The organism is Stenotrophomonas sp. PFBMAA-4, assembly GCF_030053215.1.
Lineage (GTDB): Bacteria > Pseudomonadota > Gammaproteobacteria > Xanthomonadales > Xanthomonadaceae > Stenotrophomonas.
Map to the genome: position 1 here is coordinate 84513 of NZ_JASGBW010000006.1, position 12810 is coordinate 97322.

Annotated in this window: 14 protein-coding genes; 7 read left to right on the plus strand and 7 right to left on the minus strand. The window is 68.7% G+C overall.

Annotated elements, in window-relative coordinates; translation table 11 throughout:
• The first annotated feature begins 138 nt into the window (after positions 1-138).
• From QMZ26_RS06195 to accC, 4 genes are all read left to right on the plus strand, one after another.
• The gene (locus QMZ26_RS06195; RefSeq protein ID WP_283220905.1) at positions 139-849 is read left to right on the plus strand and encodes a DOPA 4,5-dioxygenase family protein; all 711 of its coding nucleotides are present in this window, start codon (positions 139-141) and stop codon (positions 847-849) included.
• 410 nt (positions 850-1259) lie between these two features.
• The gene (gene aroQ / locus QMZ26_RS06200) at positions 1260-1703 is read left to right on the plus strand and encodes a type II 3-dehydroquinate dehydratase (protein ID WP_079223757.1); all 444 of its coding nucleotides are present in this window, start codon (positions 1260-1262) and stop codon (positions 1701-1703) included.
• A 61-nt stretch (positions 1704-1764) separates the two neighbouring features.
• The gene (accB, locus tag QMZ26_RS06205; protein ID WP_283220906.1) at positions 1765-2244 is read left to right on the plus strand and encodes an acetyl-CoA carboxylase biotin carboxyl carrier protein; all 480 of its coding nucleotides are present in this window, start codon (positions 1765-1767) and stop codon (positions 2242-2244) included.
• 10 nt (positions 2245-2254) lie between these two features.
• Complete coding sequence (accC, locus tag QMZ26_RS06210; protein WP_079223761.1) at positions 2255-3622, plus strand: acetyl-CoA carboxylase biotin carboxylase subunit; 1368 nt, start codon at positions 2255-2257, stop codon at positions 3620-3622.
• Positions 3623-3760: 138 nt separating this feature from the next.
• Here the strand turns inward: accC and QMZ26_RS06215 are convergent, their stop codons facing one another.
• Positions 3761-4135 carry a hypothetical protein gene (locus tag QMZ26_RS06215; protein WP_079223772.1) on the minus strand — a complete coding sequence of 125 codons (375 nt, stop codon included), beginning with the start codon at positions 4133-4135 and terminating at the stop codon, positions 3761-3763.
• Positions 4132-5097 carry a hypothetical protein gene (locus QMZ26_RS06220; RefSeq protein ID WP_283220907.1) on the minus strand — a complete coding sequence of 322 codons (966 nt, stop codon included), beginning with the start codon at positions 5095-5097 and terminating at the stop codon, positions 4132-4134. Before QMZ26_RS06220 ends, QMZ26_RS06215 begins: the two co-directional genes overlap by 4 nt.
• A 163-nt stretch (positions 5098-5260) precedes the next feature.
• On the opposite strand from QMZ26_RS06220, the gene prmA reads away from it, so the two are divergent.
• The 3 genes from prmA to fis all read left to right on the plus strand — a co-directional run bounded on the left by prmA (position 5261) and on the right by fis (position 7381).
• Positions 5261-6181, plus strand: a complete 921-nt coding sequence (prmA, locus tag QMZ26_RS06225; protein ID WP_108747495.1) for a 50S ribosomal protein L11 methyltransferase — start codon at positions 5261-5263, stop codon at positions 6179-6181.
• 42 nt (positions 6182-6223) lie between these two features.
• Positions 6224-6991 (plus strand): DUF3426 domain-containing protein, encoded by a 768-nt coding sequence (locus tag QMZ26_RS06230; RefSeq protein WP_283220908.1) that lies wholly within the window; start codon positions 6224-6226, stop codon positions 6989-6991.
• Positions 6992-7105: 114 nt separating this feature from the next.
• Positions 7106-7381, plus strand: a complete 276-nt coding sequence (gene fis, locus QMZ26_RS06235; protein WP_006397198.1) for a DNA-binding transcriptional regulator Fis — start codon at positions 7106-7108, stop codon at positions 7379-7381.
• A 256-nt stretch (positions 7382-7637) separates the two neighbouring features.
• Here the strand turns inward: fis and QMZ26_RS06240 are convergent, their stop codons facing one another.
• The 5 genes from QMZ26_RS06240 to QMZ26_RS06260 are packed head-to-tail and all read right to left on the minus strand — an operon-like array spanning position 7638 to position 12791.
• Positions 7638-8633 (minus strand): phosphatidate cytidylyltransferase, encoded by a 996-nt coding sequence (locus tag QMZ26_RS06240; protein WP_108747497.1) that lies wholly within the window; start codon positions 8631-8633, stop codon positions 7638-7640.
• The gene (locus QMZ26_RS06245) at positions 8630-9259 is read right to left on the minus strand and encodes a lysophospholipid acyltransferase family protein (RefSeq protein WP_079223777.1); all 630 of its coding nucleotides are present in this window, start codon (positions 9257-9259) and stop codon (positions 8630-8632) included. The genes QMZ26_RS06240 and QMZ26_RS06245 overlap by 4 nt, the downstream gene beginning before the upstream one ends.
• A gap of 12 nt (positions 9260-9271) precedes the next feature.
• Complete coding sequence (locus QMZ26_RS06250) at positions 9272-9709, minus strand: hypothetical protein (protein ID WP_108759006.1); 438 nt, start codon at positions 9707-9709, stop codon at positions 9272-9274.
• Positions 9706-11040 carry a phosphatase PAP2/dual specificity phosphatase family protein gene (locus tag QMZ26_RS06255; protein WP_283220909.1) on the minus strand — a complete coding sequence of 445 codons (1335 nt, stop codon included), beginning with the start codon at positions 11038-11040 and terminating at the stop codon, positions 9706-9708. Before QMZ26_RS06255 ends, QMZ26_RS06250 begins: the two co-directional genes overlap by 4 nt.
• A complete protein-coding gene (locus tag QMZ26_RS06260; protein WP_079223780.1) occupies positions 11040-12791 on the minus strand; it encodes a bifunctional alpha/beta hydrolase/class I SAM-dependent methyltransferase in 1752 nt (583 codons plus the stop codon). Before QMZ26_RS06260 ends, QMZ26_RS06255 begins: the two co-directional genes overlap by 1 nt.
• Positions 12792-12810: the final 19 nt, after the last annotated feature.

Below are 12810 nucleotides of genomic sequence, written 5' to 3' on the forward strand. Positions count from 1 at the left end.
CGGTCCGGCCACCCTAGCCCGGCGGCCACCACGACTCAACGTGGCGGCCGCTGCCCGGCATCACCTGATACCTGCTGCTTATTGGACGCTGCCAGCCACATCGCCGAGCGTGGCGCCTCTGCCACCAGGACGCTGGCCATGCCGCCACATACCCCTGCCCCACCCTTTGACGCGGCCGACGACGCGCATTGGGCCGACCTGCTTTCACCCGTACGCCGGCGCCTGATCGCTTCGGCCGGCGTGGCCGTGGGCGGGCTGGCCGCCGCCAGTACGGCCAGCGCCGCGCCCAACACCACCGAACCCGGCCGCCCCGGCTTCCGCCCGATCATGCCGCCGCCCGCACAGGGCCACAGCCCCTGGGGCCAGGACACGGCCGCCGAAGCGACGCCGCGCCCGGCCAGCGTGCGTCCGGGCGAATCGCCGCTGCCCAGCCGGCCGCGTGCCTATACCGCTATCAAGAGCTACCACGCACACATCTATTTCGACGAAGACAGCTACCAGAAGGCCGCCCTGCTGCGGCGCTGGGCGGCCGAGCGCTTCCCGGTGGAACTGGGCAACTGGAACCTGGAGCCGCGCGGCCCGCATGTCACGCCCTCGTTCTATTTCGGCTTCACCAACGATCTGCTGCCGGTGCTGGTGCCGTGGCTGCAGCTCAACAGCCTGGGCCTGACCATCCTCATCCACCCCAACACCGGCGATGGGCGTGCCGACCATCTGTATTACGCGCTGTGGGTGAACCGCGCGCAGCCGGTGAACGCCTACAACTGGCCGGCGCCGAAACCCGGCGAGACCGAGGCACTGGAGGAGGTGTTCCCGAACGTGGTGCCGACGGTGCCGCTGGAGACGTGAGGGGGGGGGCCATCCACGCATGGCGTGGATCTACCGGGCGTGAGCGCGGGGGGGCCATCCACGCATGGCGTGGATCTACCGGGCGTGGGCGCGGGGGGCAGTCATCCACGCATGGCGTGGATCTACCGGGCGTGGGCGCGGGGGCAGTCATCCACGCATGGCGTGGATCTACCGGGCGCGGGCGCGGGGCGCGGTCATCCACGCGTGGCGTGGATCTACGTCATCGTCGGCCTACGTGCGGGCATCCCCGCCGCGATGGCGTTCAGCGGGCCTTGATCCGCCGCCACCCATAGGGCCGCAAGCGCTTCCACGAGTTTCAAACGATTGCTTTAAACGCCTGCAATTTCGCCGAACTGGACAGCATCCGCAGGTTCCGCCAGACTGCCGCCCTTTCCCGTTGATCGGATTCCATGGCGAAGCTGCTGGTCCTGCACGGCCCCAACCTCAACCTGCTCGGTACCCGCGAGCCGGAGGTCTATGGGCATACCACGCTGGCCGACATCGACCAGGCGCTGGCCGCCCAGGCCGCTGCGGCCGGGCATGCGCTGGAAAGCCTGCAGTCCAACGCCGAACACGTGCTGGTGGACCGCGTGCAGGCCGCACGCACCGACGGTACCACGTTCATCCTGATCAACCCGGCTGCGTTCACCCACACCTCGGTGGCCCTGCGCGATGCGCTGGCGGCGGTGGCCGTGCCGTTCATCGAGATCCACCTGTCCAACCCGCACACCCGCGAACCGTTCCGCCAGCACAGCTATTTCAGCGACAAGGCGGTGGGCGTGGTGTGTGGCTTCGGCGCCGACAGCTACCGCTACGCGATGGACGCGGCGCTGCTGCGGGTGTCCGCCACCTGATTGTCGACCCGGGCGCCAGCCGGCGCTCCACCTCACCTAGATAGAAACCAAAGAGGCCCTCATGGATCTGCGCAAAATCAAGAAGCTGATCGACCTGCTGGAAGAGTCGAACCTGGCTGAAATCGAAATCAAGGAAGGCGAAGAGTCCGTGCGCCTGTCGCGCGCCCCGGTGGCCGGCTACGCCGCGCCGATGCCCGCCCCGGTGTACGCCGCGCCGGCCGCCCCGGCTGCGCAGGCCATGCCGATGCAGTCGCCGACCGAAGCCTCCACCGGCGGCGCCGCCAAGCCGGGCCCGGCCCTGCCGGAAGGCCACGTGCTGCGTTCGCCGATGGTCGGCACCTTCTACGCATCGGCCGCTCCGGACAAGCCGGCGTTCGTCACCGTTGGCCAGCAGGTCAAGGAAGGCGAGACCCTGGCCATCATCGAAGCGATGAAGATGTTCAACCCGATCGAAGCCGACAGGTCCGGCACCATCGTCGCCATCCTGGGCGAGAACGGCCAGCCGGTGGAATTCGACCAGCCGCTGTTCGTGATCGGCTGAGGGGCACGCCATGCTCGACAAAGTCGTCATTGCCAACCGAGGGGAGATCGCGCTGCGCATCCTGCGCGCGTGCCACACCCTGGGCATCCGCACGGTGGCCGTGCACTCCACGGTCGACCGCAACCTCAAGCACGTGGCCATGGCCGACGAGTCGGTCTGCATCGGCCCGGCACCGTCGCCGCAGAGCTACCTCAACATCCCGGCGCTGATCGCCGCGGCGGAAGTCACCGACGCCCAGGCCATCCACCCGGGCTACGGCTTCCTGTCGGAGAACGCCGACTTCGCCGAGCGCGTGGAGGAGTCCGGCTTCATCTTCATCGGCCCCAAGGCCGACACCATCCGCATGATGGGTGACAAGGTCGAAGCCATCCGCGCCATGAAGTCCGCCGGCGTGCCGTGCGTGCCCGGCTCGGGCGGCCCGCTGGGCGAGGACATCGTCGCCAACACCAAGATCGCCCGTGAGATCGGCTACCCGGTCATCATCAAGGCGGCCGGTGGCGGCGGTGGCCGCGGCATGCGCGTGGTGCACGCCGAAGCCTCGCTGAAGACCTCGATCGAAACCACCAAGAGCGAGGCCAAGGCCGCGTTCGGCAATGGCGAGGTCTACATGGAGAAGTTCCTGGAGAACCCGCGCCACGTGGAGATCCAGGTGCTGGCCGACGGCCAGGGCAACGCCATCCACCTGGGTGAGCGCGACTGCTCGATGCAGCGCCGCCACCAGAAGGTGGTGGAAGAAGCACCGGCACCGGGCATCAGCGCCGAACAGCGCGAACAGATCGGCAAGGTCTGCACCGAAGCCTGCGTGCGCATCGGCTACCGTGGCGCCGGCACCTTCGAGTTCCTGTACGAAGACGGCCGCTTCTACTTCATCGAAATGAACACCCGCATCCAGGTGGAGCATCCGGTTACCGAAATGGTCACCGGCATCGACCTGGTGGCCGAGCAGCTGAAGATCGCCGCCGGCCAGAAGCTGTCGATCAAGCAGAGCGACGTGGTGCTCAGCGGCCATGCCATCGAGTGCCGCATCAACGCCGAAGATGCTGAAACCTTCGTGCCGAGCCCGGGCACCATCACCGGCTTCCATCCGCCGGGCGGCCCCGGCGTGCGCGTGGACACCCACATCTACAGTGGCTACCGCGTGCCGTCGAACTACGACTCGATGATCGGCAAGCTGATCGTGCACGGCCCGGACCGCGAGACCGCCATCGCCCGCATGCGGGTGGCGCTGAGCGAAATGGTGGTGGACGGCATCAAGACCAACGTGGCCCTGCAGCAGCGCATCATGCGCGACAAGGGCTTCCAGGCGGGTGGGCAGAACATCCACTACCTGGAAAAGCGTCTGGCCGAGCGCAAGAACAAGCCGATCGCGCTGACCTGATCGGCGGCAGATGCTGGACACGAAAAGGGCGGGGATTTCCCCGCCCTTTTTTGTTGCCTGTTTCCTGTAGTGCCGAGCCCATGCTCGGCATGCCGGGAGAAGCCCAGCCGAGCGTGGGCTCGGCTCTACAGAATCGGGTCAGCGCTTGTCGGCGACTTCGGCAGGAATCTGCGTATCGGCCAGCGGACGCACGCCATTGGGCGAGGTCGGGTCGATGATCACCATCGTTTCGGTCGAACCATCGGGCCAGACCACCTGGAAGGTACTGCCCGCCGGCAGCGCAGCGAAGGGCGCGCCGCTCTGCGCGCGGTACACCGCGGCCACCTGGCTGGCACCGGCGCGGCGCACGTCTTCCTGCGCCTTCACCGAGGTCAGTTCAACCTTGGAAAGGTGCCGGTAGCGATCCTCGTAGGTGTCGATCATCAGCAGGCCAACGGCGCCGGCCGAATACGCGACAAACAACGCCACCCAGAACCAGAACTTGGCCCCGTGCAGGAATCGACGGTAATTCATTGCCCGTTCCTCTTTCCAATCAATTGCTTGATCCATTCGTTCATCTTCCCCGCACCTTGCCGCGATACCGCAGCGTCATACACGAAATCCTGGAAATCCTGTGTCCCATCCTGCGAACAGATTCCTCCGTTCGCGCAGTAACTGTTCATCAGCACGCTGTCGGCCCCACAAGGTAGACCGAGTTGGCAGGCCGCAACCCGCCATGCCATCTCACTGAGCTGTTCACCGGCCACCATGTCCACCAGCGCCTTGTCGCCGGCAGCGCGCGTGCCCATGCCCGGCGCCAGAGCCATGTAGGCCTCCGGATCGCGCGAGGTACGCACGCGTTCGACCAGGTCACGGCGGTACTGCTCGTTGCTGTGCAGCGGCTCGCCCTCGGCGAACAGCGCCGCTTCGGCGGCGAGGTTGCCCTGCAGGGCTGCACGGCGGCGTTCGTTGAACACCAGCGACGGCCCCAGCTTGTCACCCGGCACGAAACCGCCGCAGCGCTGGGCCACGCGTTCGCGCGCCTGTACCATCGCCGGCGCCGCGCTCAGGCCCAGGCCAGCCAGCACGTTGTTGTCCAGGCGGTAGCCACCCGGGTCGACCGCATACTGCGCGCAGTAGTCGTAGACCCGGCTGAGCATCCAGCGCGCTTCGTGGTTGCCCTGCTCGGCCTGCACCTTCAGCCGCTGCGCGTAGGCGAACAGATCGGTCTCGCCCTCGATGTCGGCGCGGATATCCAGCGGCAGGCCCGAAGGCAACGCGGCGCTGCGCTCGAAGCCGGCCAGGCGGCGCGCGAGCGCCTCGGGCATCACCGGCTCCAGTGCTTCCTGCACCGTGGCCCTCGATACGGCCAACGGTTCGCCGACGTCCACCTGCGCGGCATGGCCATGGCCGCTGGCCCGATAACCGGCCACGCCCAGCACGGCCACGGCCGGCAGCACGAGCAACCAGGTTTTCAGGGTCGGGGCGAGGGCCATCGGCGGTCGGTTACGGCACGTCGGGCAGGAAAGCGCCAAGTCTAGCAAGGCCCGGGAGGCATGTCTGAACCGGTCTCGTTCAGCCTGGGTCGGCATCTCAGAGCATACGGAGACGGCCGGATGGTCTAGCATGGCCCCCTTTCCCGCGATTGCCCCCACCGCCATGCCGTTCCTGGAACTGACCCTGCGCTGCACCGAAGCCACCCAGCCCCGCTATGAAAACGCGCTGGAGGACGTGGGCGCGCTGGCGGTCACCCTGCTCGATGCCGAGGCCGACACCAGCAACGAGCAGGCCATCCTCGAGCCGGGCGTGGGCGAAACGCCGCTGTGGGACACCCTGGTGCTGAGCGCGCTGTTCCCGGCCGACAGCAACGCGCTGCTGCTGCTGGCTGCGCTGGAGGCGTTCGACCCGGAACTGGACTGGACCGGCGGCAGCTTCCGCGCGGTCGAGGACGAAGACTGGGAACGCGCCTGGCTGGACCAGTTCCAGCCGATGGATTTCGGCAGCCGCACCTGGATCGTGCCGTGGAACCATGAGCTGCCGGAGGCCGCGCAGGCCGCCGACGCCGCCGTGGTGCGCCTGGACCCGGGCCTGGCCTTCGGTTCGGGTACCCACCCGACCACCGCGCTGTGCCTGCGCTGGCTGGACCAGCTGGCCGTGGATGGCGTGCTGCAGGGCCAGCGCGTGCTCGACTTCGGCTGTGGCTCGGGCATCCTCGCCCTGGCCGCGCTGAAGCTGGGCGCCGCCGAGGCCATCGGCGTGGACAACGACCCGCAGGCGCTGATCGCCACCGCCGACAATGCCGAGCGCAACGGCGAACTGGCCCGCATGCACGTCTACCTGCCGCAGGACGAACCGGTGGCCACCTACCCGATCGTGGTCGCCAACATCCTCGCCTCGGCGCTGGATGCGCTGGCCGAACTGCTGGCCGCACGCGTTGCTGCCGGTGGCCGCATCGCGCTGTCGGGCATCCTGCATGGCCAGGAAGGCGAACTGCTGCAGCGCTATGCCGCGTGGTTCGACGACCTGCAGGCCACCCAGGATGGCGATTGGATGCGCATCACCGGCGTACGCCGCGCCTGATCGTGGTTGAATGACGGCTGGATCCGAGCCCGCGCCCTGAGCATGTCCGAGCCGAACCCACCGCGTCGTCCGCTTGCCACCTTCCTGCGTTCCGCGCCGGGAACCGATGCGCCGCCCGGGACCGGGCAGGCGCAGGACCCCGCTGACGACACGACGGATGCCACCGACGATCAGACGGCGCCGTTCGAACTGCCGGCCGAACCGGTGGTGGACACACCGCCACCGCCGCAGACGCGACAGTCCGATGACACTGTCATCGAACCGTCCTCCCGCATCGACGCGCCTGCGTCGGTCACACCCGCCAGCGATGCACCCAGTTTCCTCGGCGCCCGCCCGCGTGCCCTGCCGACGCCACGCTGGCACTGGGCACTGGTGGCCGGGCTTGCCCTGCTGCTGGTGCTGCAGAGCGTACTGGCCGACCGCGCGCGGCTGGCCGCCGATGCCGCGCATCGCCCGTGGGTCAGCGCACTGTGCGGCGTCCTGCGCTGCAGCCTGCCCGCATGGCGCGAACCGACTGCATTGACCATGACCAGCCGCGAGATCCGCCCGTTGCCCGGGCAGGCCGGCGTACTGCAGGTGCAGGCCAGCATCCGCAATGATGCGCGCTGGGCGCAGGCATGGCCCGACCTGCGCCTGTCATTGGCCGATGCCGATGGCCGGGTGATCGGCACCGGTGTGTTCCCGCCCGCGCAGTACCTGGGCGAAAACCCGGGCGCGGCACTGCTGGAACCGGGGCAGAGCGCCCGCATCGCCTTCCGTGTGCAGGAGCCGGCAGCCTCCACGGTCGCATTCACCTTCGAGTTCCTTTGATCGGGACGAAGGCGTCCAGCCGTGGCAGGTCGGGCACGCTCGCGCTAGACTGGCCGCCTCCACCTCGTCCGGCCGCGCGCTCCGCGCGCACGGGCCACCGAATCGGGAACCCCCTTGAACGCTGTCCTTTCTCGTCCTGACAACAGTCGTGGCGCTGCCCGGCCACCGCTGCGTGAACACGTCGCCCAGTCCGTGCGCCGCTACCTGCGTGACCTCGATGGCTGCGACGCGGACGATGTCTACGAGATCGTGCTGCGCGAGATGGAGATTCCGCTGTTCGTGGAAGTACTCAACCACTGCGAAGGCAACCAGAGCCGCGCCGCCGCGATGCTGGGCATCCACCGCGCGACCCTGCGCAAGAAGCTGAAGGAATACGGCATCAGCGCGTAAGCGCGCGCCGCCTCGCATGGCCCGGCGCTACCGATGCCCGCCCGGTAGATCCACGCCATGCGTGGATGAACGCCCGGCACGATCAGCCCACCCCACCGGCCCGTAGATCCACGCCATGCGTGGATGAACGCCCGGCACGATCAGCCCACCCCACCGGCCGGTAGATCCACGCCATGCGTGGATGAAAGCCCGGCACGATCAGCCCACCCCACCAGCCGGTAGATCCACGCCATGCGTGGATGAACGCCCGGCACGATCAGCCCACCCCACCGGCCTTCCAGTAATACCGCACCACGTGGAAGAACACCGGCGCGGCGAAGCACACCGAATCCAGCCGGTCGAGCATGCCGCCATGGCCCTCGATCATGTGGCCCCAGTCCTTGATGCCGCGGTCGCGCTTGATCGCCGACATCACCAGGCCACCCCAGAATCCCATCAGGTTGATCAGCAGCGACAGCCCGAACGCCTGCAGCGGCGTGAACGGGGTGATCCACCACAGCGCCGCCCCCAGCGCGCTGGCACTCAGCACGCCGCCCACGAACCCTTCCACCGTCTTCGACGGCGACAGCTTCGGCGCGATCAGGCGCTTGCCCAGCAGCTTGCCCCAGATGTACTGCAGCACGTCGGAGGACTGCACCACGATCACCAGGAAGGCAAACAGCAGCACGTTGCGCGACGGATCGTGGCCGGGCACGTGCAGGTTCAGCAGCAGCGGCACGTGCGAGATGCAGAACACGCAGATCATCAGCCCCCACTGCACCTTGGCTGTACGCTCCAGGTAGTGGGTGGTGTCACCACCGATGGTCGACAGGATCGGCAGGAACAGGAACGCATAGACGGGAATCAGCAGCGTGTACATGCCGTACCAGTCGATCCACACCAGGTAGTACTGCCACGGCAGCACGATGTAGAACGCCGCCAGCAGCGCGTAGTAGTCACCCGAGCGGGTCGGCGCCAGGGTGATGAATTCGCGCAGCGCGAACAGCGAGATGATGGCGAACAGCACGATCACCCCGGCGCGGCCGAACAGCAGCGCACCGCCGACCACGATCGCCATCACCCACCACGCGCGGATGCGCGAAACGAGATTGGCGATGACCGCACTGGGATTGCCGCGCTGGCGCCAGCGCAGGGTTTCGGATACCAGCGTGGCCAGCACCAGCACCGCGCCGACACCGGCAAACAGCAGGCCGGTCTGCTGGCCCACGCTCTGCGTGGCCAGATCACCGGAGACATCCAGCAGGAAACTCATGCGCGGCCTCCGTTCGGTGCCAGGTCCAGCAGCGCCTGCCGGCTGCGCGCCAGGAACGCCGCCTTGTCCTCATCGGCCTGCAACCGCAGCGGCGTGCCGAACGTGGCCGTGCACAGCAGCGGCAGCGGCAGGAAACGCCCCTTGGGCATCACCCGCTTGAGGTTGTCGATCCACACCGGTACGAACTCCAGTTCCGGGCGCTGCCGCGCCAGATGATAGATGCCACTCTTGAACGGCAGCAGCGGTTCATCACCGATGTTGCGCGTACCTTCGGGGAACAGGATCAACGAGCATCCCTCGTCCACCGCATCGCGCAGCCCCTGCAACGGATCCTGCTGGCGGCGCGCCGCATCGCGCTCGACCAGCACGCCGTTGAACACCGCATCGATCAGGTAACGGCGCAGCGCATCGCCCTGCCAGTACTCGGCAGCAGCCACCGGCCGCACCTGGCGCCGCAGTGCCGGCGGCATCGACGACCAGATCAGCACGAAATCGCCATGGCTGGCGTGGTTGCCGTAGTACACGCGGTGCTCGCTGGACGGCGCACAGCCGATCCACAGCGCGCGCGCCCCGGTCACTACATGGATCGCGCCACTGCAGGCGCGGGCGATCAGTTCAGCAAACATCGACACCTCCGCTCAGGTCTGCGGCCACAGCACTGCCAGCAGCAGCACCGAAAACTGCAGCAGCGTGGCCACGTACTGGCGCACCAGCAGGCGGCGCATGCCGATCCAGCGTGCCTCCCAGCCGCGCACGGGCGCCTGCGCATCGCGGCGGCGCAGGCCGGCGGTGTGCAGGGCCGCGTCCACCCGCTCGGCGGCGGCATCACCCTGCAGGTGCTCGCGCAGCAGCAGCTGCAGCAGGCTGGCGTCCAGCTGCACCCGAACCGCGTAATACGCCTGCACCACGCCCACTGCCACGCTCAGCAGCAGCAGGCCGGCGGCGAACATCGCCAGCCCAGGTTCCACGCCCAGCAGCAACAGCGCCACCAGCAGCAGGCCCAGTGACAGCGCGGCGGGCAGCCGGCCCTGGCGCAGCAGCAGGTGCATCATCGGCAGATCGGCAGCGGTGCTCATGCGGTGCTCTCCGGTGCGGCGGCGGCCGCGATGGCCTGTAGATGAACGTCATGCAGGACGATGGACGGCCGCGCGGCACGCACCCGGGCCACGGCCTCGGCGGCGCTGCAGACCCGCCCGGTCCGCAGCAGCCAGGTGGCCACGCTGGCCGCGCTGCGCGAGTAGCCCAGCGCGCAGCACACCAGCAGCGGCCCGTGCGCGCGCAGGCGCTCGATCGCCTCGGCAGCTTCAGCCAGCTGCGCGGGGGACGGCACCACCAGGTCCAGCATCGGCACGCTGGCATAGGCCGCGCCCGGCGCGTGGCAGGACAGTTCGGCGCAGGTATCGACCACGCCGCGCAACGGGGCAGGCAGTGCCGCGCAGGGAATGCGTCCCAGCCACACCCCGCCGGCCACCTCCACCGGCTGCGGCGCACCTCGCGTCCACAGCCGCGAATTGATCCAGGCCGCCGCCAGGTAAGGTGCCAGCAGCCAGCGCGCGGCCATGGTCAGCCGCCCATCGGCGCGCTTCTGGAACACCGCCGTGCCCAGCCCGGCATAGGCCAGCGCCACCAGCAGCAGCGACACCACCGGCCACAGCAGCCACAGCGCCGCGCCCCCCAGCAGCAGCACCGGCACCAGCAGCGCCGCCGCGCCCAGCAGGTAGAACGACGCCAGGCGCCACCGCTTCGGCGCGCGTGCCATGCGCCAGGCGCGCAGCGGCGGGGTGCCCTGCTCCGGCCACAGCCACACGCACAGCCAGCCGGCCAGCAGGCCGGTGGGCACATCGATGAAGTGGTGCTGGAAGGTGGTCAGCACCGAAACACCGATCAGCAGCGCCCACGCGTGCAGCAGCCAGCGCCATGCGCCCTGCAGGTACTGCGCGTACTTCACCCACAGCACGATCAGCAGCACGATGTGCAGCGACGGTGCCTGGTTGAACGGCTTGTCGAAACCCAGCAGCACATCGAACAGCCAGCCGAACACGCCGCCGATCTCCGGCCGTTCAAAGCTGAAGCGCAGCGGCCACAGCAGGAAGCAGGCCACCGCGATGACCTGCGCACTGAACAGCCGCAGCGCGTGCCGGTCCAGCTCGAGGCGCTGCCGGCACAGGAAGAACGAGATCGCGTAGAACAGGTCGATCGACCAGTACGGCACGATCGTCCACGGCACGAACGGGATGTGCGCTTCCCAGGCGAACGCCATCACCGGCAGCGCGGCGTGGCGCCCGGCCATCCAGTTGGCGAAGCCATAGCTGGCGAAGAAGAACGGACCCAGCAGCACCAGCCACAGCAGGGCGCGCCGCCAGGGGCGCCCCTCCGCAGCCAGCGGGGTTGCGGCCAGCGTCGCCATCACGCGGTCCGGCGCGCCAGCGACACGGTGAAGATGCCGAATTCGTCGATGCGCTGGGCCACCTTCTCGAAGCCAGCCAGGCGCACCAGCTCGTCCATTTCCTGCTGGGTACGGCGGCGCATCACCCACGCTGCGCCGCCCCGGTGGCTGGTCAACGCACGGGCGATGAACTCCAGCTGCGGGTGCCAGGGCTGGCCGGTGTAGGCCAGGTAGCCGCCCACCGGCACGGTCGCGGCGATGCCCTGTAGCGAACGCAGCACCGCATCGTTGTCGGGGAACAGTTCGTACAGGCCGGAGACCACCGCCAGCGTCGGCGCCGGGTCGACCTGCGCCAACTGTGCCGGGTCGAACGCATCGCCCTGTTCGAAGCGGGCGATGTCGGCCGCGCCGAGGCGCTCGATCAAGGCCTGGCCCTGGGTCACGTTCAACGCACTGAAATCACGCAGCACGATGCGTTCGGCGCGCTGCTCGCCCTGGCCCAGCGCTTCCAGTACGTAGCGGCCATGGCCGGCCGCCACGTCCAGCACGCGCACCGGCGTGCCCTGCCCGCGCAGGCGCTGGGCGGCATCGCGCAGCAGTTCCTGCAGGTGCTGGCCGCGGATGCGGATGCCGCGCCAGCCGATCGCATCCAGATAGTTGCGGTCGACCATGCGCCCCAGCGGACCCTTGCCGCGTGCTTCGTCGCGGTAGATGTAATCCAGCGTGCTGCCCGAGTCGAAGCCGGTCTGCAGGCCCAGGGCGATGCCCTCGGAGAGCGTGCCGCCGACCCGCAGGCCGCCACGCACCACGCGCCAGCGCAGGTCGGCCAGGCTGTTGCGCTCCGGCGGCCAGGCCAGGATCTCCGACTCTTCGAAGGTCGGCCCATGGCGGTGCGCATCGCGGCGCGACAGCTCGCGCAGCGGTTCGGCGAAACGCGCCTGGATGAAGCTGCGGATGCGCGCCAGTGCCGGCGCGCGATCACGTTCGCCCAGCGTGTCGTGGAAGAAGCCCGGCAGGTGCACGCGCTCCTTGATCGGGCTGGACAGGCGCTCGTAGAAGCGGTCCTGCGGGCCACGGTGCACGACGAAATCCGAGCCGGACACCAGCAGCTGCACCGGCACACTGATCGCCTGCGCATCGGCGACGATGCGGTCGGCGGCCTCGTACAGGCCCAGCAGCACGCGCACCGAGATCGGCCGGGTGATCAGCGGGTCGGTGCGGTAGCTTTCCACCCGCGCCGGGTCGTGGGTCAGCCACTGCGGCTTGACGTAGCTGTTGACGAAGAAGTTGCCGCGCAGCTTCTGCATCAGGCCCAGCCCCGCCCGTGCGAACGGCACGTACAGCTTCACCTTGAACGCCGGCGAAGCCATCACCAGTGCGCGCAGGCGCGGCGCGTAGTCGTGCACCCAGGTGGCGGCAACCACGGCGCCCACGCTCTGCGCGATCACCACGATGTCCTCCACCGCGATGCCATGCTCGGCACCGATGTGGGCGATGAAGCTGTCCAGGTCGCGCACCAGCGCCGGGAAACCCGGGGCATCACCGCGCGCGCCCGGCGAACGGCCGTTGCCACGTGCATCCCAGGCGAAGAAGGCGGTGTCGGGCAGGTCCAGCTCATCGACCAGGTGGGTGACCCGCCCGGAATGTTCGTGGCCGCGATGCAGCAGCACGATGGCCCTGGCCGGCGTGGTGGTCGTGGTGCTCGCCCAGTACCGGTAGAACAGCGGTACCTGGTCGAAGCTGTGGAATTCCCGTTCCTGCGCCTGACGCATGCAATCTCCAGATTGTCTT

Coding starts and splice junctions, on each gene's coding strand:
- QMZ26_RS06195 (WP_283220905.1), top strand. CDS start 139: ATGCCGCCACATACCCCTGCCCCACCCTTTGACGCGGCCGACGACGCG.
- QMZ26_RS06230 (WP_283220908.1), top strand. CDS start 6,224: ATGTCCGAGCCGAACCCACCGCGTCGTCCGCTTGCCACCTTCCTGCGT.
- QMZ26_RS06260 (WP_079223780.1), bottom strand. CDS start 12,791: ATGCGTCAGGCGCAGGAACGGGAATTCCACAGCTTCGACCAGGTACCG.
- prmA (WP_108747495.1), top strand. CDS start 5,261: ATGCCGTTCCTGGAACTGACCCTGCGCTGCACCGAAGCCACCCAGCCC.
- QMZ26_RS06245 (WP_079223777.1), bottom strand. CDS start 9,259: ATGTTTGCTGAACTGATCGCCCGCGCCTGCAGTGGCGCGATCCATGTA.
- accB (WP_283220906.1), top strand. CDS start 1,765: ATGGATCTGCGCAAAATCAAGAAGCTGATCGACCTGCTGGAAGAGTCG.
- QMZ26_RS06255 (WP_283220909.1), bottom strand. CDS start 11,040: ATGGCGACGCTGGCCGCAACCCCGCTGGCTGCGGAGGGGCGCCCCTGG.
- accC (WP_079223761.1), top strand. CDS start 2,255: ATGCTCGACAAAGTCGTCATTGCCAACCGAGGGGAGATCGCGCTGCGC.
- aroQ (WP_079223757.1), top strand. CDS start 1,260: ATGGCGAAGCTGCTGGTCCTGCACGGCCCCAACCTCAACCTGCTCGGT.
- QMZ26_RS06240 (WP_108747497.1), bottom strand. CDS start 8,633: ATGAGTTTCCTGCTGGATGTCTCCGGTGATCTGGCCACGCAGAGCGTG.
- QMZ26_RS06220 (WP_283220907.1), bottom strand. CDS start 5,097: ATGGCCCTCGCCCCGACCCTGAAAACCTGGTTGCTCGTGCTGCCGGCC.
- QMZ26_RS06250 (WP_108759006.1), bottom strand. CDS start 9,709: ATGAGCACCGCTGCCGATCTGCCGATGATGCACCTGCTGCTGCGCCAG.
- QMZ26_RS06215 (WP_079223772.1), bottom strand. CDS start 4,135: ATGAATTACCGTCGATTCCTGCACGGGGCCAAGTTCTGGTTCTGGGTG.